Source organism: Kitasatospora sp. NEAU-CNBT7 (genome assembly GCF_057220535.1).
In genome coordinates this window covers 152,304-170,810 of the sequence record NZ_JBXQQB010000013.1, presented here as the reverse complement: position 1 = coordinate 170,810, position 18,507 = coordinate 152,304, and the positions used below count along the sequence as shown (strand labels likewise).

The following is an 18,507-nucleotide window of genomic DNA, read 5'->3' as shown; positions in this document are numbered from 1 at the left end:
TCTGGTTTCCCCCCCCCTCAGCGCTTGTCCTGATCCCGCCCCCGCCCGGGGCGCCGAACGGGGGGCGGCGCCTCGGGCACGGACCGGCCGGACCGGCCGTGGGCCCCGGCGGCAGCCGCCGCCGGGGCCCGCAGGATCAGCCGTTGCAGCTCTGCGAGTCACAGGAGCTGCAGCTGATGGCCTCGTAGTCCTGGCCGCCGTGCTCGGTGGTGTCCATCTTCTGGAGCTTGAGGACCTTCGACATGAAGACCCCTCCCTTCGATCGGTACGACCGCCCCGGCCGGCCGGCCGGGACGTGGGAGCAGCGTTCCACCGGGCACTGGGAACGGGATGGGAACCCACTGAGGACCGCCGCCGCCCCGCCGCCGCGTCGCCGCCCGCTGCTCACAGCGGCGCACCGGCCGGTGTGCGGCGGGCTTAACGGGCCGCCCGGTCCCGCGTGACCCGGGGGTAATGCGGCCTTCCTACGGTGCTGACGGTGGGAGCGGCTCCCACCACCCGCCCGGCGGGAGGGAGACCAGGTGACGGCGTCAGGCGCGAGGACGGACAGCGTGCGGACGGACAGCGCGAGGACGGACAGCGTGCGGACGGTCTGCTCGTACTGCGGTGTCGGCTGCGGGATCGTGCTCGACATCGCCCGCGACCCGGCCACCGGCCGGCGCACGGCGGCCCACGCCACCGGCGACCGCGGCCACCCGGCCAACGCCGGCCGGCTCTGCACCAAGGGCGCCACCAGCGCCGACCTGATGGCCGCGCCCGGCCGGCTGGAACGGGCGCTGGTGCGCACCGGGCGCGGCACCGCACCCGCCGCCACCGACGTGGACGCGGCCGTCACCGCGGTCGGCGGACGGCTGCGCGCGATCCTCGACGAACACGGGCCGGACGCGCTGGCGTTCTACGTCTCGGGCCAGCTGAGCCTGGAGGCGCAGTACCTGGTCAACAAGCTCGCCAAGGGCTTCGTGCGGACCAACCAGATCGAGTCCAACTCCCGGCTGTGCATGGCCAGCGCGGGCTCCGGCTACAAGCTGTCGCTGGGCGCCGACGGCCCGCCCGGCTCGTACCGGGACTTCGACCACGCCGACGTCTTCCTGGTGATCGGCTCCAACATGGCGGACTGCCACCCGATCCTGTTCCTGCGGATGATGGACCGGGTGAAGGCCGGCGCCAAGCTGATCGTGGTCGACCCGCGGCGCACCGCCACCGCGGACAAGGCCGACCTGTACCTGCCGATCAGGCCCGGCACCGACCTCGCCCTCCTGAACGGCCTGCTGCACCTGCTGGCCGAGGCCGGCCAGGTGGACGAGGAGTTCATCGCCGAGCACACCGAGGGCTGGGCGGACATGACCACCTTCCTCGCCGACCACCCGCCCGCCCGGGTCGCCGAAATCACCGGCCTCCCCGAGGACGGCATCCGGCAGGCCGCGCGGTGGATCGGCGCGGCGGGGGAGTGGATGAGCTGCTGGACGATGGGCCTCAACCAGTCCACCCACGGCACCTGGAACACCAACGCCCTGGTCAACCTGCACCTGGCGACCGGGGCGATCTGCCGCCCCGGCAGCGGCCCGTTCTCGCTCACCGGCCAGCCCAACGCGATGGGCGGCCGCGAGATGGGCTACCTGGGCCCCGGGCTGCCCGGCCAGCGCTCCGTCCTGGTCGAGGCCGAACGCGCCTTCACCGAGGACCTGTGGGGGCTGCCGCCGGGGACCCTGCGCACCGAGGTCGGCCGCGGCACGGTCGAGATGTTCGAGCGGATGGCGGCCGGCGAGATCAAGGCCTGCTGGATCATCTGCACCAACCCGGTCGCCTCGGTCGGCAACCGGCGGACCGTCATCGCCGGCCTGGAGGCGGCCGACCTGGTGGTCACCCAGGACGTGTTCGCCGACACCGAGACCAACGCCTACGCCGACGTGGTGCTGCCCGCCACGCTCTGGGCGGAGTCCGACGGCGTCATGGTCAACTCCGAGCGCAACCTCACCCTGGTCCAGGGCGTCCTGGACCCGCCCGGCCAGGCCCTGCCGGACTGGCGGCTGATCGCCGGGGTGGCCCGCGCGATGGGCTTCACGGAGGGGTTCGGCCACACCAGTGCCGAAGAGGTCTTCGAGGAGCTCAAGCAGGCCTGGAACCCCGCCACCGGCTGGGACCTGCGCGGCGTCGGCTACGAGCGGCTGCGCGCCACCCCGGTGCAGTGGCCGGCCCCGGACGCCGACGGGCCGGACCGCAACCCGGTCCGGTACCTGAACGACGGCGTCAGCCAGACCCTGCTGGTCCGCCCCGACGGCAGCCGCCCCCGGCTGGCCTTCCCGACCTCCTCCGGCCGCGCCCGGTTCTTCGCCCGGCCGCACCTGCCGCCGGCCGAACTCCCCGACGACGACTACCCGTTCCTGCTCAACACCGGGCGGCTGCAGCACCAGTGGCACACCCTCACCAAGACCGGGAAGGTCGCCAAGCTCGGCCGGCTGAACCCCGGGCCGTTCGTCGAGATCCACCCGGACGACGCGGCCGCGCTGGGCGCCGCCGCCGGCGACCACCTGGAGGTCGCCTCCCGGCGCGGCCGCGCCGTGCTGCCCGCCGTCGTCACCGACCGGGTACGGCCCGGGGACTGCTTCGCGCCGTTCCACTGGAACGACCTGTTCGGCGAGTACCTCAGCATCAACGCCGTCACCAACGACGCGGTCGACCCGGTCTCCTTCCAGCCCGAACTCAAGGCCTGCGCCGTCGCGCTGCGGGTGGTCCCCGCCCCCGAACCGAAGGAGACCGACCCGGTGCCCGCCTCCCCACCCCACCCGCTGCCGGCCCGCACCGCCGCGGTGCCCGCGCCGGACACCGACACCGACACCGACACCGCCCGCGCCCCGGCCCCGACGGCGACCCTGGCCGCCGTCCTCGGCCTCCCGGCGGCCGCCCGGCCCGTGCTCGCCGCAGCGGAGGAGCGCTACCTGGCCGGCTTCCTCACCGGACTGGAGGCCGCGCCGGGTCTGCCGGGCGTCCCCGTCCTCCCTGCCGACGCACCGCTCGACCCGGAACGCACCCTGTGGGTGAACGGGCTGCTGGCCGGCCTGTTCTCCCGTACGGCGGCGCCCGCCCCGGCCGGGCACGCCGCCACCGGGCCCGGCGCGCCGCCCCGGGACGCCCCCGAGGTGCTGGTGCTCTGGGCCTCGCAGACCGGCAACGCCGAGGAGTTCGCGGCCGCCGTGGCCGGGCGGCTCGCCGAGCGGGGCCACCGGGCGCGGCCCGCCGCCATGGACGACACCACCCCGGACGCGCTGCCGCCCGGCGGGCCGGTGCTCTTCCTCAGCAGCACCTTCGGCGACGGCGAGGCGCCGGACAACGGCGCCCGGTTCTGGTCGGCGCTGACCGCCGCCGGGCGGGGGCCGCTGCCCGGCCTGCGCTACGCCGTGCTCGCCTTCGGCGACTCCACCTACCAGGACTTCTGCGGCCACGGCCGCCGCCTCGACGAACGCCTGGCAGCCCTCGGCGCCACCCGCCTGGTCCCCCGCGCCGACTGCGAACCCGACTACCAGGACACCGCCGACCGGTGGCTCGACCAGGTCTGCGCCGCCCTCGCCGCGCCGGCCACCGGGCCCACCCCCGCGGCTGCCCGCGCAGCCGTCGCACCGGGCTCCGCCGCGGCGCCCACGGGCGGTGCGCCGGTCTACACCAAGGCGTCCCCGTTCCCGACCCTGCTGATCGGCAACCGGCTGCTCAGCCTCCCCGGCTCGCAGAAGGAGGTCCGGCAGTTCGCGTTCGACACCCGCGGCGGCGAACTCGCCTACCAGGCCGGGGACGCCCTCGGGGTGCGGCCCGCCAACGGCGCCGCCCTGGTCGCCGAATGGCTCGCCGTCACCGGCCTGGACGCCGACGACCCGGTGGACGTCCCCGACTCCGGCCCGGTGCCGCTCGGCGAGGCGCTGCGCACCCGGCTGGACATCGCCCGGATCACCCCGGAACTGCTGCGCTTCGTCGCCGAGCGGACCGGCGACCGCGACCTCGGACGGCTGCTGCGGCCCGACAACAAGGGCGAGCTCGCCAAGTGGAGCTGGGGCCGGCAGGCCGTCGACGTGATCGGCGCCCACCCGGTCCGGGCCACGGCCGCCGAATGGGCCGGGGTGCTGGGACGGCTCCAGCCGCGGCTGTACTCGATCTCCTCCAGCCCGCTCGCGCACCCCGGCGAGGTCCGGCTCACCGTCTCCGTGGTCCGCTACACCAACGACCTCGGCCGCCGGCGCAACGGCGTGTGCTCCACCTACCTGGCGGACTGCGCCGACGACGGGCCGGTGCCGGTCCACGTCCGGCCCTCCCCGCACTTCCGGCCGCCCGCGGACCCCGCCACCCCGATGATCATGGTCGGTCCGGGGACCGGCGTCGCCCCGTTCATCGGCTTCCTGGAGGACCGGCGGGCCCGCGGCCACACCGGCCGCAACTGGCTGTTCTTCGGCGAACAGCGCCGCGCCACCGACTTCTACCACCGCGAGGAGCTGGAATCCTTCCAGGACTCCGGCCACCTGGACCGCCTCGACCTCGCCTTCTCCCGCGACCAGCGCAACAAGGTCTACGTCCAGGACCTGATGCGCGAGCGCGGCCGCCGGCTGTGGGAGTGGCTCGACGACGGCGCCCACCTGTACGTCTGCGGCGACGCCGGCCGGATGGCCAAGGACGTCGACCGCACCCTGCGGGAGATCGTCGCCACCCGCGGCGGCCTCTCCCCGGACGCCGCCGCCGGCTACGTCGAGCAGCTCGCCGCCGACCGCCGCTACGTCCGCGACGTGTACTGAGCGGCCCGGCCGCCCCCGAACCGGCCGCCGGGCCGCCCGCCGAGCGTGCCCGCCGCGGAGCGACGTGCACCGGGTACGGAGAGACGATGGAGACGCCGCCCGTCCCAAGGAGGTCCCGCCGTGACAGCCGAGCGCACCTCCCCGGACGGCCGGGACACGAACGGCCGGGACCAGGGCGGCCGGGACCAGAGCGGCCGGGACACGAACGGCCGGGAGCCGGACGGTCGGGACACCAGGGGCCGGGAGCCGGGCGGCCCGCCCGTCCCGGTGGAGCCCGGCGGCCTGCTGGACGTGCTCAGCGTCGCCGCCGTCCTGCTCGACGCCGACGGCCGGATCGTGCTGTGGAGCCCGCAGGCCCGGCGCCTGTTCGGCTGGAGCGCCGAGGAGGCGCTCGGCCGGCGGGCCGCCGGGCTGCTGGTCGCCGAACAGGACGTCGGCCTGGTGCGCAAGCTGTTCGCGGACGTGATGCGCGGCGGCGGCGCCTGGGCGGGCGTCTTCCCGGTCCGGCACAAGGACGGCAGCATCCGCCCGGTGGAGTTCCGCAACATGCGGCTGCGCAACCGCCAGGGCGAGGTGTTCGCGCTCGGCATCGCCGCCGACGAGTCCACCGTCCGCGGTGTCGAACGCGACCTGGCGCTCTCCGCCCGGCTGGTCGCCCAGTCCCCGATCGGCCTCGCCGTCCTGGACACCGCCCTGCGCTACGTCCTGGTCAACCCGGCCCTGGAGCGGATCAACGGCCTGCCCGCCGAGCGCCACCTCGGCCACGGCGTCCGGGAGGCGCTTCCCCTGCTCGACGCCGAACGGATCGAGACCGCGATGCGGCAGGTGATGGCCACCGGCACCCCGCTGCTCAACGTCCTCGCCGTCGGGCGGACCCTCGCCGACCCCGACCACGACCACGCCTGGTCGGTCTCCTACTTCCGGCTGGAGGGCCCGGGCGGCCGCATCCTGGGCCTGGCGACCTCGGTGATCGACGTCAGCGAACAGCACCGGCTCACCGCCGAGGCCGCGGCCGCCCGCCGCCGGCTGGCCGTGATCGCCCGCGCCTCCGCCCGGATCGGCTCCACCCTCGACCTGGACACCACCGCCCGGGAGCTGTCCGAGGTGGTGGTGCCCGAACTGGCCGACCTCGCCGCCGTCGACGTCCTCGACGCGGTGCTGCCCGACCCGCTGCCCGCCCCCGCCGCCCCCGGCGGACACCCGGCCGCCTTCCGCGCCCTGGCCCTGGCCGCCGCCCACCCCTCCGAGCAGGTCAGGACCGCCGTCCGGGCGGCCGACCCGACCGGCACCCTCGCCCTGTACCCCGCGGACCGGCTGGTGGCCCGCTGCGCCGCCGCCGGGGAACCCGTCCTGGTCGCCCGGGTCGCCCCCGCCGACCTGGCCCGGATCGCCCGCGACGAGCAGGCCGCGGCCATTCTCGCCGAGGCGGGCCTGCACTCCTACCTGGCCGTCCCGCTGATCGCCCGCGGCGAGGTGCTCGGCGCCCTCGACCTCAAACGCCTGCGCAACACCGCGCCCTTCGACCAGGACGACGTCCTGCTCGCCCAGGAACTCGCCTCCCGGGCCGCCGTCTGCATCGACAACGCCCGCTGGTACCAGAACCAGCGCCACGCCGCGCTCACCCTCCAGCGCCACCTGCTGCCGCGCCACCGCCCGCAGGCGGAAGGACTCGACATCGCCTACCGCTACCGGCCCAAGGGCACCGCGGGCGAGGTCGGCGGCGACTGGTTCGACGCCATCGCGCAGGACCACGGGCGCTCCGCGCTGGTGGTCGGCGACGTCATGGGCAGCGGCATCACTGCCGCCGCCACCATGGGCCAACTGCGCACCGCCACCCGCACCCTGACGGGACTCGCCCTCGACCCCGCCGAGGTGCTGACCCACCTGGACCGCACCACCGGCGAACTCGACGAGTCCATCGCCACCTGCGTCTACGCCGTCTACGACCCCCACACCCTGCACTGCCGGATCGCGCTGGCCGGCCACCCGCCACCCGTCCTGGTCCGCCGCGGCGCACCGCCGGTCCTGCTGGAGCTGCCCACCGGCGCACCGCTCGGGGTCGGCGGCGTCCCGTTCGAGTCCACCGGCATCGACCTGGCCCCCGGTGACCGCCTGGTGCTCTACACCGACGGCCTGGTGGAGACCAGGGACGACTCCCTCGACGACCGCCTGGCCCGCCTCCTGCACCTGCTCGCCGGCCGGCAGCCGTCCCTGGAGGCCACCTGCGACCGGCTGCTGGCCGAACTGCGCGACCCGGCCGGCGGCGACGACGTCGCCCTCCTGATCGCCGAGGTGACACCCCGCCCCCCGACCCCACCCACCTGACCGGCCCGCCGCCCGCCCGCCAGCCGGTCGGCCGCGGCGGAGCCGGCCTCGCCGCCGTCCGGCCGTCACCCGGGCGCAGCCCGTGCTGCCCGCCGGGTCCTGGTGCAGGCGGAGCCGTACCGCAGCGGGCGTTCGCGTGTGTGCCGCCCGTCAGCCGGTCGGCCGCGCCGGAATCAGCCTCGTCGCCGTCGGACCGGCCGTCACCGGGGTGCAGCCCGTGCCGCCCGCCGGGTCCTGGTGCAGGCGGAGCCGCACCGCAGCGGGCGTCCGCGCGTGTGCCGCCCGCCCGTCAGCCGGCCCGCCGCGCGGCCGCGTCCGTCTCCCGGGCCAGCGCCAGCAGCGCGTGCCCGGCCCGCCGCTCCCGGCGTCCGACCGGGACCACGAGAGCGGCGCAGAGCAGCAGCGTGCACGCGCCGAGCACCGACTCCGGCAGGACGTAGCTGTCCGCGGCCCTGGCCCGGGACGGGTCACCCGGTGCGCGGCGGATGTCGACCGAGGCGCCGACGGGTACCCGGTAGGCCAGCCGCTCGCCCCGGTAGGTCCGGCCGTCGACCGTCCACACGGCCGAGCAGTCGCCGCCCCGGCCCGTGGAGCACCGGTCGACCTGCGCGACCGCCGGGACCGTCATCACCACGTCGTCGCGGACCTGCCGCACCACCGCCGACCCGCCGCACCCCAGCCCGAGCAGCAGCAGGAAGCTCACCGCCCCCCACGCCCCCGCCCCGGCCCTCGGCCGGCCGGTGGCCTCGGCCAGCCGCCGCGCCGCGCCGCCGTTGCGCACCATCAGGTAGCCGCCCACCGTCAGCGGCACCATCAGCGCGACGATGATGCTCACCCCGAGGTAGGGCAGGCCCGCCAGCGCGACGCCGAACAGTTCCACCCCCACCAGCACGAGGTACCCCGCGCCCAGCACCATGCTCTGCCGGTGCCACCGCAGCACGTCGCGTGCCGCCTCATCCCCCCGAACGATCACCGCCCGACGGTAGCACCGGCCCGCCGCCCGCCCGCGGCCCGCCCTCGGCCCGCCCTCGGGCCGCCCTCGGGCCTGTACGCCCGTCCCCGTGCCCGGACGGCCGTGCCCGGGGGTGGGCCGCGCCGTAGGATGACCCGTGTGGCGCCCGGCCGTGCGGATCCCGCCGACGGCCGGGGGACGGCGGCCCCATCCGGTGACGGCGGTGGTGCGTATGGCGCGCGTGATCAGGCACAACGGCCCCGGTGCGACGGCCCGGCCGGCCGTCGGCGGCCGGTAGCGCCCGGACGGGACGGCGATGGCCGACGAGGTCGGCGTCCGGCTGCTCGGCGGACTGCGGCTGACGGTCGGCGGCCACGAGGTGCAGCCCGGCGTGTGGCGTCTGCGCAAGGCCAGGACGGTGCTGAAGCTGCTGGCGCTGGCCCCCGACCACCGGCTGCACCGCGACCTGCTGTACGAACAGCTGTGGCCCGGTCTCGACCCGGCCGCGGCCGCCAACAACCTGCACCAGGTGCTGCACGCCGTCCGCCGCGGCCTGGCCACCGCCGGCGACCCCGGGGAGGTGGTCACGCTCCGCGACGACCTGGTGGTGCTCGGCCCGGACGGTGTCCGGGTGGACCTCGACGAGTTCGACGCCGCGGCCCGGCTCGCCACGGCCGACGGCGGCGCCGGGCCCCACCGCACCGCCCTCGCGCTCGCCGACCACGAACTGCTGCCCGAGGACGCCTACGAGCCGTGGGCCCAGCAGGCCCGCGCCGCCCTGGAGGTCCGCCGCGCCGCCCTGCGGCTGGGACTCGGCGAGGCGCTGGAACGCGAGGGCCGCACCGCCGAGGCGGTGGAGGTGCTGCGGGCGCTGACCGCCGACGAGGAGCTCGACGAACCCGCCCACCGGGCCCTGATGCGCGCCCTCGCGGCCGAGGGGCGGCGCCGCGAGGCGCTGGCGACGTACGAGCGCCTGCGGGACGGGCTGCGGCGCGACGGCGGACCCGATCCGGACCCGCGCACCCGGGAGCTGTACCGCGGCCTGCTGGCGGGCTCGGTCGAGGAACCCGCCGGCCCCGGCACCGCCGGTACGGACCCCGGGCCCGGGCGCCGCAGCAACCTGCCCGCCCAGCTGACCAGCTTCGTCGGCCGGGAACGGGAACTCGCCGAGGTGGGGGAGCTGCTCGGGCGCAGCCGGCTGCTGACCCTGACCGGCCCCGGCGGCTGCGGCAAGACCCGGCTCGCGCTGGCCGTCGCGGCCGCCCGCCTGGACGGCTTCCGGGACGGCGGCTGGCTGGTCGACCTCGCCGCGCTCACCGACCCCCGGTCCGTCCCGGACGCGGTCGCCTCCGTGCTCGGCCTCCAACTGGCCTCCGACCGCCGGGCGCAGGCCGCGCTCGCCGCGCAACTCGGCGGGCGGGAGCTGCTGCTGGTGCTCGACAACTGCGAGCACCTGGTCGAGGCGTGCGCGGCCCTGGTCGCCGAGGTGCTGCCGCACTGCCCGGGGGTGGTGGTGCTGGCCACCAGCCGCGAGCCGCTGCAGAGTTACGGCGAACGGACCTGGCGGGTGCCCTCGCTCGGGCTGCCCGACCCGGCCCGGCTGCCGCCGCCCGCCGAGCTCGGCCGCTACGCGTCGGTGCGGCTGTTCGTGGAGCGGGCCGCGGAGGTCGTCCCGCACTTCGGGCTCGACACGGACAACGCCGCGGCGGTCGCCCAGATCTGCTTCCGGCTGGACGGCATGCCGCTGCCGCTGGAACTGGCCGCCGCCCGGGTCCGGATGCTGACCCCGCAGCAGATCGCGGACCGCCTGGACGACGCGCTCACCCTGCTCGGCCAGGGCAGCAGACACCAGGTGACCCGCCATCAGACCCTGCTCGCCACCCTGGCCTGGAGCCATCAGCTGCTCGACCCCGGGGAGCGGGTGCTGCTGCGCCGGCTGGCGGTCTTCGCGGGCACCTTCTCGCTGGGCGCCGTCGAGCAGGTCTGCACCGAGGGCGCCGACCCCGCGACCGCCCTGGACCTGCTCGGCCGGCTGGTCGACAAGTCGCTGGTGCTGGTGGAGCGGCCCGGCCCGCAGGTGCGCTACCGGCTGCTGGAGACGATCCGCCAGTACGCCGCGGAGCGGCTGCGCGAGAGCGGGGAACTGGCCGCCACCGAACGCCGGCACCGCGCGCACTACCTGGCGCTGGCCGAGGCGCACGACCCCGAGCCGTCCGCCCGGCCGCCCGCCGGGACGCCGCTGGAACTGGAGGCCGACCACGACAACCTGCGCGCCGCCCTGCGCTCGGCGCTGCGCAGCGCGCCGCAGGACGCGCTGCGGCTGGCGGTCGCGCTGCGGCTGTTCTGGGCCGACCGCGGGTACCTCGCCGAGGGCCGGCGCCGGCTGGACGACGCGCTGGCCGCGGCGCCCCGGCCGACCCCGCTGCGGGCCCGGGCCCTGTTCGGGCAGGGCGTGCTCGCCGTCCGGCTCGGCGACAGCTCCCCGCTCGGCGCGATCGGCGCCGAGATCGTGGCGATCCACCGCGGCGGCCCGGACCGTACCGCGCTCGCCGCCGCCCACTCCCAGCAGGCGCTGCTGCTGTGGATGCGCGGTGCCTGGGACGAGGCCCGGGCGGCCCTGGACGAGTCCTGCGCCCTGGCCGGCGGCGACCCCGCGCTGCTGGCGGCCGCCGCCCACCTGCGCGGGATCTGGGCGGTCTGCCGGGGCGAGGGCGCCGACGCCAGGGAGTCCTTCACCGCGTGTCTGCGGCTGCTCGCCGACGTGGACGGCGGGGCGCCGCCGTTCCTGCCGGTGATGACGCCCGGCTACGTCACCGAGGAGGCCGCCGACGGCACGGTCTCGGTGTACTTCGAGGAGACCGTGCTCGCCGGACGGCTGGTCGGCGCCGGCCCGGCCCGCGGCTACGCGCTCGCCAACCTCGCCCTGGCCGCCCGGCTGGCGGGCGACCCGGAGGGCGCGCTCGGCGCGGCGGAGCAGAGCGTCGCCCGGTTCCGCGGGCTCGGCGACCGCCGGGGCGAGTCGCTGGCCCTCAACACCCTCGGCAACCTGTGCCGCAGCCACCGCGCCTACCGGCGCGCCCGGACCTGCCTCGACGCCTGCCTCGAGATCCGGCGCGGACTCGGCGACCGGCGCGAGGTCGGCATCACGCTCGGCAGCCTCGGCCTGCTGGCGCTGGCCGCCGGCGACCTCGACGGCGCCCGCGCGGCGATCGGCCGGGCCCGGGCCGGTTTCGAGGAGACCGACGACCTGCCGGGCACCACCAACTGCCTGCTCCACCTGGGACAGGCCGCCCGCGCCGACGGGGACACCGCGACCGCGAAGGACCTGCTCACCCGGGCACTGGACCTCGGCGGCGTCGCCGGGTCGACCTGCGCCGCCGGGTGGGTGGCGGTGATGCTGCTCGGGCTGGCCGAGCAGACCGGTGACCGGGCCGCCGCGGACGCCGCGGCGGCCACCGCCCGGGCCGGCTTCACCCGGCTCGGCGACCGCCGGGGCCTGGCCCACCTGGCCCGGAACGGCCGCTGAGGCGCCGCTGAGCGGGTGCAAAGCCGGTGCTCAGCGGCGGGTCCTACGGTCGGCGGTGTCGGAATCGAGTTCCACACCGAGGAGGCCGACGATGTCCATCGACACGGCAACGGGAGTTCTGGGGGACGCCACCATCGGCGAGCTGGCGGCGGCACTGCGGGGCGAGGTGGTGCGCCCGGGTGACGCCTCGTACGACGAGGCCCGGGCGGTCTGGAACGCCGCGCACGACCGCCGCCCGGCCCTGGTGGTGCGCTGCGCCGGCACCGCCGACGTGATCAGGGCGGTGGAGTTCGCGCGCAGCCAGGACCTGCCGGTCGCGGTGCGCGGCGGTGCCCACAGCATCGCCGGGTTCTCCACCTGCGACGGGGGCATCGTCATCGACCTGTCCCCGATGAAGGGCGCCCGGGTCGACCCGGCCCGCCGCCGGGTGCTCGCGCAGCCCGGCCTGACCTGGGGCGAACTCGACCACGAGACCCAGGCGTACGGCCTCGCGGTGACCGGCGGCCTGGTCTCCTCGACCGGGATCTCCGGCTTCACCCTCGGCGGCGGCGTCGGCTGGCTGGTCCGCCGCCTCGGCCTGGCCAGTGACAACCTGGTCGGCGCCGACCTGGTCACCGCCGACGGCCGCTCGGTGCACGCCGACGCGGAGGAGAACCCGGAGCTGTTCTGGGCGCTGCGCGGCGGCGGCGGCAACTTCGGCGTGGTCACCTCCTTCGAGTACGCGCTGCACCCGGTCGGCCCCGAGGTCCTCGGCGGCCTGGTCGTCTACCCGCAGTCCGAGGCCCGGCAGGTGGTGTCCCGCTGGCGGGACCTGACCGCCGGGATGCCCGACGAGCTCACCACCCTGGTCAACCTGACCACCGCGCCGCCGCTGCCGTTCCTGCCGCCGGAGGTGCACGGCACCCGGATCGCGGTCGTCGCCGGGATGTACGCAGGCTCCCCGCAGGCCGGTGAGGCGGCGGTCGCCCCGCTGCGCACGCTCGGCACCCCGATCGCCGACGTGCTGGGCCCGATCCCGTACCTCGGGATGCAGACCCTGCTGGACCCGCTCTGGACCCGCGGCGCCCACAACTACTTCACCTCGGCGTTCATCGAGGCGTCCGACGCGGCGATCGACACCGTGACCCGGCTGCACGGCACCACGCCGACCCCGTTCAGCGAACTGCACCTGCACCAGCTCGGCGGCGCCTTCGGCCGGGTGCCCGCGGACGCCACCGCGTTCAGCCAGCGCGACGCGGGCTTCCTGTGCAACGTGATCGCCCGCTCGCCCGAGCCGGCCGGCTTCGACGGGCACGTCGCCTGGGCGCGCGACGCACGCGAGCAGATGGCGCGGCACGGCACGGGCACCATGTACGTCAACTTCACCGGTGACGCGGACGGGGACAGGGTGCGGGCCTCCTACCCGGACGCCGTCCACGCGCGGCTGGTGCGGGTCAAGGACGAGTACGACCCCACCAACCTGTTCCGGCTCAACCAGAACATCCGCCCGTCGTCCGGCGGTTGACCGGCCGTCGGACCCCGGCCCCGGCCCCGGTGGTCACCGCACCGGGGCCGCGCGCTGCGCCAGCACGGCCAGCGCCAGCTCGGCCCAGCGGACGTTCTCCTGTTCGAACGCCAGCCCGCGCAGCAGGGTCAGGTAGGGGCCGACCCGCCCGGCGCGGGCCAGGTGCTCGGCCTCGGTGCGGCCGTCCAGCATCCGCTCGCGCCGCCGCTCGTAGCGGGCCAGCTTGGCCCGGGAGCGCTCCAGCTGCAGGGCGACGGCCGTCCGCACCGCCGCGGCGTCGCCCTCGTCGACCGCGTGCACCTTCACCATCAGCTCGTCGCGGATCGCGGTCGGCCGGGCCGGCTCGGCGGTGAACCGGCGCAGCGCCGCCCGGCCGGCCTCGGTCAGGGTGAACAGCCGCTTGTTGGGCCGGCGCTCCTGGAGGACCACCCGGGCCTCGATCAGCCCCTCGGCGGCCATCCGGTCGAGCTCCCGGTAGAGCTGCTGCGGGGTCGTCATCCAGAAGTTCGCCACCGACGCGTCGAAGCCCTTGGCCAGGTCGTACCCCGATGCCTCGCCCTCCAGGAGGGCCGCCAGAACCGCGTTGCGCAATGCCATCGGGCCAGCCTAGCGCCGGGGGTGGACGCCGTCCGGCGGCCTCGATACTCTCCGAAGCACCTATTCATCAAATTGACTATGGAGGGGCAGTCGATGAACGAGTTCCGCAAGGCCGTCGAGGCCAGGGACCACCGGGCGATGACCGCCCTGCTCGCCGAGAACGTCGTCTTCACCAGCCCGGTCGCCTTCAAGCCCTACCCCGGCAAGGCGATCACCGGCGCGATCCTGCGCGCCGTGCTCCAGGTGTTCACCGACTTCCGCTACGTCCGGGAGATCTCCGGCGCCGACGGCCGGGACCACGCACTGGTCTTCACCGCGAAGGTCGACGGCAGGGAGATCAACGGCTGCGACTTCCTGCACCTCGACGACGACGGCCTGATCGACGAGTTCACCGTGATGGTCCGCCCGCTGTCCGCCGCCAACGCGCTCGCCGCGGCGATGGGCGCCCGCTTCGAGGAGATCGCCCGCGAGGCCGCGCAGGGCTGACCCCCGGACCGAACCGGGGACGTCCCCGCACCCGCCGGGTTCACCGCCGGCGGTGGCACGGCAGCGCTGTTCGGCGGAACACCGGAGCCGGCGCCTTGCGAGCGGGCCGGATCGGCCCGAAGGTGGGCGACGGTCCGGAAGGGGGCGGGCCGTCTCCGCACCGACCGCCTGGAGTGTGCTCGTGGACGCGCCGCCGACCGACCGCCCCCGACCGCACCGGCCCGCCGAACGCGTCGCACGTCCGCGCCGCCGGCTGCGCGCGGGGATCTCCCAGCTGGCGGGCCTGCTGATCGGCCTGGCCCTCGGCCTGACCCTGCCCCGGATCCGCGGCGGCCCGCAGGTGGACGCCGTCCGGGCGGCCGAGGTGCTGGGCGTGATCTCGCTGGGCGTGGTCAGCGTCACCGCGCTGATCTTCTCCCTGCTCTTCCTGGTGGTCCAGTGGGCCGCGGGCAACTACACCCCGCGACTGGCCCTGTTCCGGACCGACCCCCTGGTCTGGCGGGTCTTCGCGCTCGTGATCGGGCTGCTGACCCTCACCGTCACCGGGCTGCTGGGAATCGGCTCGCGAACCACCGTCTCGATCGCCCTGCCCGCGGCCGTCCTGCTGCTCACCGCCGTCGCCCTGATCCTCATCCGCACCCTCCAGCTCCGCGCCTTCCGGTCGATCCAGCTCGCCCACGTGCTGGCCGACACCGGCGCCCAGGGCCACGCGGTGATCAGCGCGTTCTACCCCGCCGGCCGGACCGCCGACCCGGCGCCCGGCCCGGACCCGGCCGCGCTGCCGCCGGTCGGCTCCACCGTCCGCTGGCAGGGGTACACCGCCACCGTCGAGCAGATCGACATGGAACGGCTGGTCCGGGCCGCCGCCGAGGCGGACGCCGTGGTCGAGATGGCCGCCCTCATCGGCCGCACCATCCAGCACGGCGACCACCTCGCGGACGTCCGGGGCGGCCACCTGGACGACCGGGAGGTGACCGCCGCCCTGGTCGTCGGCCGCGAACGCGCCTTCCACCAGGACCCCCTGCTGGCGCTGCGGCTGCTCGCCGACACCGGGCTGCGCGCGCTGTCCCCCGCCGTGCACGACCCGGCGACCGCCGTCGAGGTCCTGGACGTCCTCGACGGGCTGCTGCGCCGCCTCGCCGTCGCCGACCTCGGCCGCCGGGCCGTCGCCGACGACCGCGGCACGGTCCGCCTGCTGCTCGCCGTACCCGGCTGGCCGGAGTTCGTCCGCACCGCCCTGGACGACCTGCTCCGCTCGGCCGCCGGGTCGCCGATGGTGCTGCTGCGCAGCCGCGACCTGCTGACCGCCCTGCGGACCCTCGCCCCGCCGGACCGCCGCCCGCCGCTGGAGACCCGGCTGCGCTGGGTCGAGGGGCAGCTCGCCGACGTGCACCCGCCGTTCGTCCTGGAGGGCACCGACCCGTGACCCGGGCACCCGGATGACCGCCCGTCCGCCCGCCCGTGCCGTCAGCCGGACGCCCCCGGCGGGGCCGTGCGGCGGATCGCGACCATCGCCACGTCGTCGGCCAGCCGGGCCCCGACGTGGCGGCGCAGGTCCCCGTGGACGGCCTCCAGCAGCGCCGCCGGCGACAGCGCGAGCCACTGCCCCAGCCGCTCGGCCAGCGGGTAGAACTCACCCGCACGGTTGCGCGCCTCGATCACCCCGTCGGTGTAGAGCAGCAGCGTCGCCCCCGGCGGCAGGCCGAACGCGTCCGCCGCCGGGCGGGGACCGGCCAGGTCGCCCAGGCCGAGCGGGGGAGTGGCGACCGCCGGGTCCAGCGCGGTCACCCCGTCGGCGTGCAGCAGCAGCGGCGGCGGATGGCCGAGGTTCGCCAGCCGGACCGGCCCGCCGCCGTCGGCGGGGAGGTCGAGGAAGACGGCGGTGACGAAGCCGTCGTCGGCGGCGCCGGGCCCCGCCTCGGCGGCCGCCGCCCGCAGCTCCTCGCGCAGGTCGTCCTCCACCTCGGCGACCAGGTCCTCCACCCGCGCGTGGTGCCGGGAGGCCCGCCGGAAGCTTCCCAGCACCTGGCCCGCGGTCCCGAGCGCGGCCAGCCCCTTGCCCTGGGCGTCCCCGAGCAGGATGCGGATCCGTCCGCGGGCGACCGCGGCCGCGTAGAGGTCGCCGCCGACCGAGGACTCCTCGTCGGCGGTCAGGTAGAGACAGGCCAGGTCGAGCGGGCCGATCCGGGTCGGCGGCGGGCGCAGCAGGGTGTGCTGCAGCACCTCGACCGCCGACCGGGACCGGGCCAGCTGACGCTCCCGCCGCTGCCGCACACCGCTGGCGGCGAGCGCGGCGAGGCAGATCAGCAGGATCGTGGCGAGCTGGACGGGGAAGTTCGGCGTCCCCAGCTGGCCGTTGGCGCGGCCGGAGAGGATCACGCACGGGAACATCACGGCGGTCACGACCAGCACACCGCCCGGACTGCAGAACGCGGCGGCGAGCGGCGGTGCGGCGACCATCAGCGGGCCGAGCCGGATGTCGGGCGGGGTCAGCTCGTCCACCACCAGCAGACCGACCGGGAGCGCCGCCATCACCGCGACCTGGGCCCACCCCTGCCGCCACGGCCGTGCCCGCCGCACCCGCCCGCCGCTGCTGGACGACACCGCTCCCACCTTCCGGACGCCCGCGTGACCGCTGTCCCTCCCAGCTTCGCCCACCGCGGCGCCGGAGGCGGCACGACACCTGCGGGGACGCGGCGACCTGCGGGGACGCGGCGGCGGACCGGGCCGGTCCGCCGCGGGGACCGGGACGCGGGCGGCTCCGGCCGTCACACTGGCCGTCACTCCGGGCGGGGCGGGCCCGCGGGCCGTCCGGGGCGACCGGGCACGCCGGGTCTGCCGGGAGGGCCGGGACGGTCGCCGGCCCCCCGTCCGCCCACCGTCCGCCCACCGTCCGTCCGCCCACCGTCCGCCCGTCCGCCGGCCGGCCGCTCGTCCGGGAGGCGCAGCGTCACCGTGGTCCGGTCGGCAGCGCGATCGACCCGCAGCGCCTCGTCCAGCTCGCCGGCCGGCCACCGCAGCCGCGGTGCGCCGCCGGGGGCGCCGGGCCCGTCCTCGGTGATCCGGCAGACCAGGGTGGCGGGGTCCGGCCGGCTGATGACCACCCGGACGTCGGGGCCGGGGGCCGCCACCAGGCTGCCGGCCACCTCGTGGACGGCGAACACGAACAGGTCCCGGTGCTCGACGGCGGCACCCGCGAGGGTCGCGCAGTGGGTGACCACGGCGCGCAGGACGGGGAGTTCGTCCGCGCCGAAGCGCTGGTCCGTCACCAGCCCGTCGGGCGCCGTCACGCGGTCGCCCGTCACGTGGTCGTCCGTCATACGTCCTCCACCGTCGTCACCGTCAGCTGCGGGACCGAGCGCGCGCCCAGCATGCCCAGCACCCTGGCGTGGAACCGCAGGCAGCGGATCTCCACCCGCGGCCCGCCCGGGGGGAGCGCGCGGGCGGCGTCCAGCAGTGAGCCCGCGCAGTCGGACCCGAGGAAGGAGAGGCCGGTCAGGTCGACGGTCAGCCGGCCGTCGCCGGCCGCCGCGCCGTCGAGGGCGGCCGGCAGCGCCGCGAGCAGCTGGGCCCGGGTGGTCACATCGGCGTCGCCGACCAGGCCGAGCCACCCCTCGGCACGCTCGACGTGCAGGGCCCCGAGGCGGTCGAGCAGGGCCACGGGGTGGCCCTCGCGCATGGCGTCGAGGACCTCGGGGTGGAACCGGCGGCGGTCGTAGGTGCAGATCTCCGCGTAGTCGCGGCCCGCGAACAGGGCGTGCGCGTGGGTCTCGCGGTGCATCACCCCTTCGATGTCCATCCCCAGGTCCTCGACCCAGGCCATGTCGATCACGGTGCGGAACCCGGTGTAGCCCTGCCGCCGGGCCGTCGCGGTCTCCTCCCGGAGTCGTCCCAGCTGGCGGGCCGCGGTGAACCGGGTGTCCGGGGCGATCAGCTCGCGCATGCTGGTGTACGACAGCTGGCCCCGCCGGAGGGCCGGTCCGGCGCCGCCGTGGTGTCCGTGGACCCGGTCGTGGACGTCCGCCGGCGGGACGGCGGGGTCCGCCATGACGGTGACCTTCTCACCGCGCGCCAGCCCCTCGTGGATGAAGGCGACCAGGATCTCCCAGCGGTCCTCGTCATCGTCGTAGTCCGCGTAGGCGTGGTCGCCGGGACGCATCCGCAGGACGGGTATCGTCCGGTGTGCGGAGGCGGCAGCGGAGTCCGTGGGCACCTGTGGTCCTTCCCGCCGGATCGTCCTGCCGATCGGCGGGACGTGCCAGCGATCCTACGAACTCGCCCTCCCCGCCGACGGCATGACGGCCGATCAGGTCGAAACTGACCGAACAGTGCCTGGATGCGCCGC

At 76.5% G+C, this 18,507-nt stretch carries 12 protein-coding genes; 6 read left to right on the top strand and 6 right to left on the bottom strand.

The genetic code is table 11. From position 1 onward, the window contains the following. Positions 1 to 136: 136 nt before the first annotated feature. Positions 137 to 244 carry a class III lanthipeptide gene (locus AC2TEW_RS19245; RefSeq protein WP_199520549.1) on the bottom strand — a complete coding sequence of 36 codons (108 nt, stop codon included), beginning with the start codon at positions 242 to 244 and terminating at the stop codon, positions 137 to 139. A 307-nt stretch (positions 245 to 551) separates the two neighbouring features. On the opposite strand from AC2TEW_RS19245, the gene AC2TEW_RS19240 reads away from it, so the two are divergent. Both AC2TEW_RS19240 and AC2TEW_RS19235 read left to right on the top strand, forming a co-directional pair. Next, on the top strand, positions 552 to 4,772 hold the full coding sequence (locus AC2TEW_RS19240) for a bifunctional nitrate reductase/sulfite reductase flavoprotein subunit alpha (RefSeq protein ID WP_484624581.1): 4,221 nt from the start codon (positions 552 to 554) through the stop codon (positions 4,770 to 4,772). Between the two features lie 267 nt (positions 4,773 to 5,039). Next, complete coding sequence (locus tag AC2TEW_RS19235; RefSeq protein WP_484624609.1) at positions 5,040 to 7,097, top strand: SpoIIE family protein phosphatase; 2,058 nt, start codon at positions 5,040 to 5,042, stop codon at positions 7,095 to 7,097. A 289-nt stretch (positions 7,098 to 7,386) separates the two neighbouring features. On the opposite strand, the gene AC2TEW_RS19230 is transcribed toward AC2TEW_RS19235, so the two are convergent. Beyond that, a complete protein-coding gene (locus AC2TEW_RS19230; RefSeq protein ID WP_484624580.1) occupies positions 7,387 to 8,070 on the bottom strand; it encodes a DUF3592 domain-containing protein in 684 nt (227 codons plus the stop codon). A 295-nt stretch (positions 8,071 to 8,365) separates the two neighbouring features. On the opposite strand from AC2TEW_RS19230, the gene AC2TEW_RS19225 reads away from it, so the two are divergent. Continuing rightward, entirely contained in the window at positions 8,366 to 11,575 is a 3,210-nt protein-coding gene (locus tag AC2TEW_RS19225; protein ID WP_484624579.1) for an ATP-binding protein, read from the top strand. A gap of 91 nt (positions 11,576 to 11,666) precedes the next feature. After that, on the top strand, positions 11,667 to 13,079 hold the full coding sequence (locus tag AC2TEW_RS19220) for an FAD-binding oxidoreductase (protein WP_484624578.1): 1,413 nt from the start codon (positions 11,667 to 11,669) through the stop codon (positions 13,077 to 13,079). Between the two features lie 33 nt (positions 13,080 to 13,112). Here AC2TEW_RS19220 and AC2TEW_RS19215 read toward each other — a convergent pair whose 3' ends face one another. Then, positions 13,113 to 13,676, bottom strand: a complete 564-nt coding sequence (locus tag AC2TEW_RS19215) for a PadR family transcriptional regulator (RefSeq protein WP_484624577.1) — start codon at positions 13,674 to 13,676, stop codon at positions 13,113 to 13,115. A 93-nt stretch (positions 13,677 to 13,769) separates the two neighbouring features. Between AC2TEW_RS19215 and AC2TEW_RS19210 the strand changes: the two genes are divergently transcribed. Both AC2TEW_RS19210 and AC2TEW_RS19205 read left to right on the top strand, forming a co-directional pair. Next, positions 13,770 to 14,162 carry a nuclear transport factor 2 family protein gene (locus tag AC2TEW_RS19210; protein WP_484624576.1) on the top strand — a complete coding sequence of 131 codons (393 nt, stop codon included), beginning with the start codon at positions 13,770 to 13,772 and terminating at the stop codon, positions 14,160 to 14,162. Between the two features lie 181 nt (positions 14,163 to 14,343). Continuing rightward, positions 14,344 to 15,588, top strand: a complete 1,245-nt coding sequence (locus AC2TEW_RS19205; protein ID WP_484624575.1) for a DUF2254 family protein — start codon at positions 14,344 to 14,346, stop codon at positions 15,586 to 15,588. 41 nt (positions 15,589 to 15,629) lie between these two features. Here AC2TEW_RS19205 and AC2TEW_RS19200 read toward each other — a convergent pair whose 3' ends face one another. The 3 genes from AC2TEW_RS19200 to AC2TEW_RS19190 form a co-directional block, all read right to left on the bottom strand. Then, complete coding sequence (locus tag AC2TEW_RS19200; protein ID WP_484624574.1) at positions 15,630 to 16,766, bottom strand: PP2C family protein-serine/threonine phosphatase; 1,137 nt, start codon at positions 16,764 to 16,766, stop codon at positions 15,630 to 15,632. 176 nt (positions 16,767 to 16,942) lie between these two features. Further along, a complete protein-coding gene (locus tag AC2TEW_RS19195; protein ID WP_484624573.1) occupies positions 16,943 to 17,482 on the bottom strand; it encodes a hypothetical protein in 540 nt (179 codons plus the stop codon). Continuing rightward, complete coding sequence (locus AC2TEW_RS19190; RefSeq protein ID WP_484624572.1) at positions 17,479 to 18,375, bottom strand: MEDS domain-containing protein; 897 nt, start codon at positions 18,373 to 18,375, stop codon at positions 17,479 to 17,481. The genes AC2TEW_RS19195 and AC2TEW_RS19190 overlap by 4 nt, the downstream gene beginning before the upstream one ends. Between the last annotated feature and the right edge of the window lie 132 nt (positions 18,376 to 18,507).

Bases quoted from the DNA above. Each gene is read 5' to 3' on its own strand.
- AC2TEW_RS19245 (WP_199520549.1), bottom strand. From the start codon at position 244: ATGTCGAAGGTCCTCAAGCTCCAGAAGATGGACACCACCGAGCACGGC.
- AC2TEW_RS19225 (WP_484624579.1), top strand. From the start codon at position 8,366: ATGGCCGACGAGGTCGGCGTCCGGCTGCTCGGCGGACTGCGGCTGACG.
- AC2TEW_RS19220 (WP_484624578.1), top strand. From the start codon at position 11,667: ATGTCCATCGACACGGCAACGGGAGTTCTGGGGGACGCCACCATCGGC.
- AC2TEW_RS19215 (WP_484624577.1), bottom strand. From the start codon at position 13,676: ATGGCATTGCGCAACGCGGTTCTGGCGGCCCTCCTGGAGGGCGAGGCA.
- AC2TEW_RS19210 (WP_484624576.1), top strand. From the start codon at position 13,770: ATGAACGAGTTCCGCAAGGCCGTCGAGGCCAGGGACCACCGGGCGATG.
- AC2TEW_RS19195 (WP_484624573.1), bottom strand. From the start codon at position 17,482: ATGACGGACGACCACGTGACGGGCGACCGCGTGACGGCGCCCGACGGG.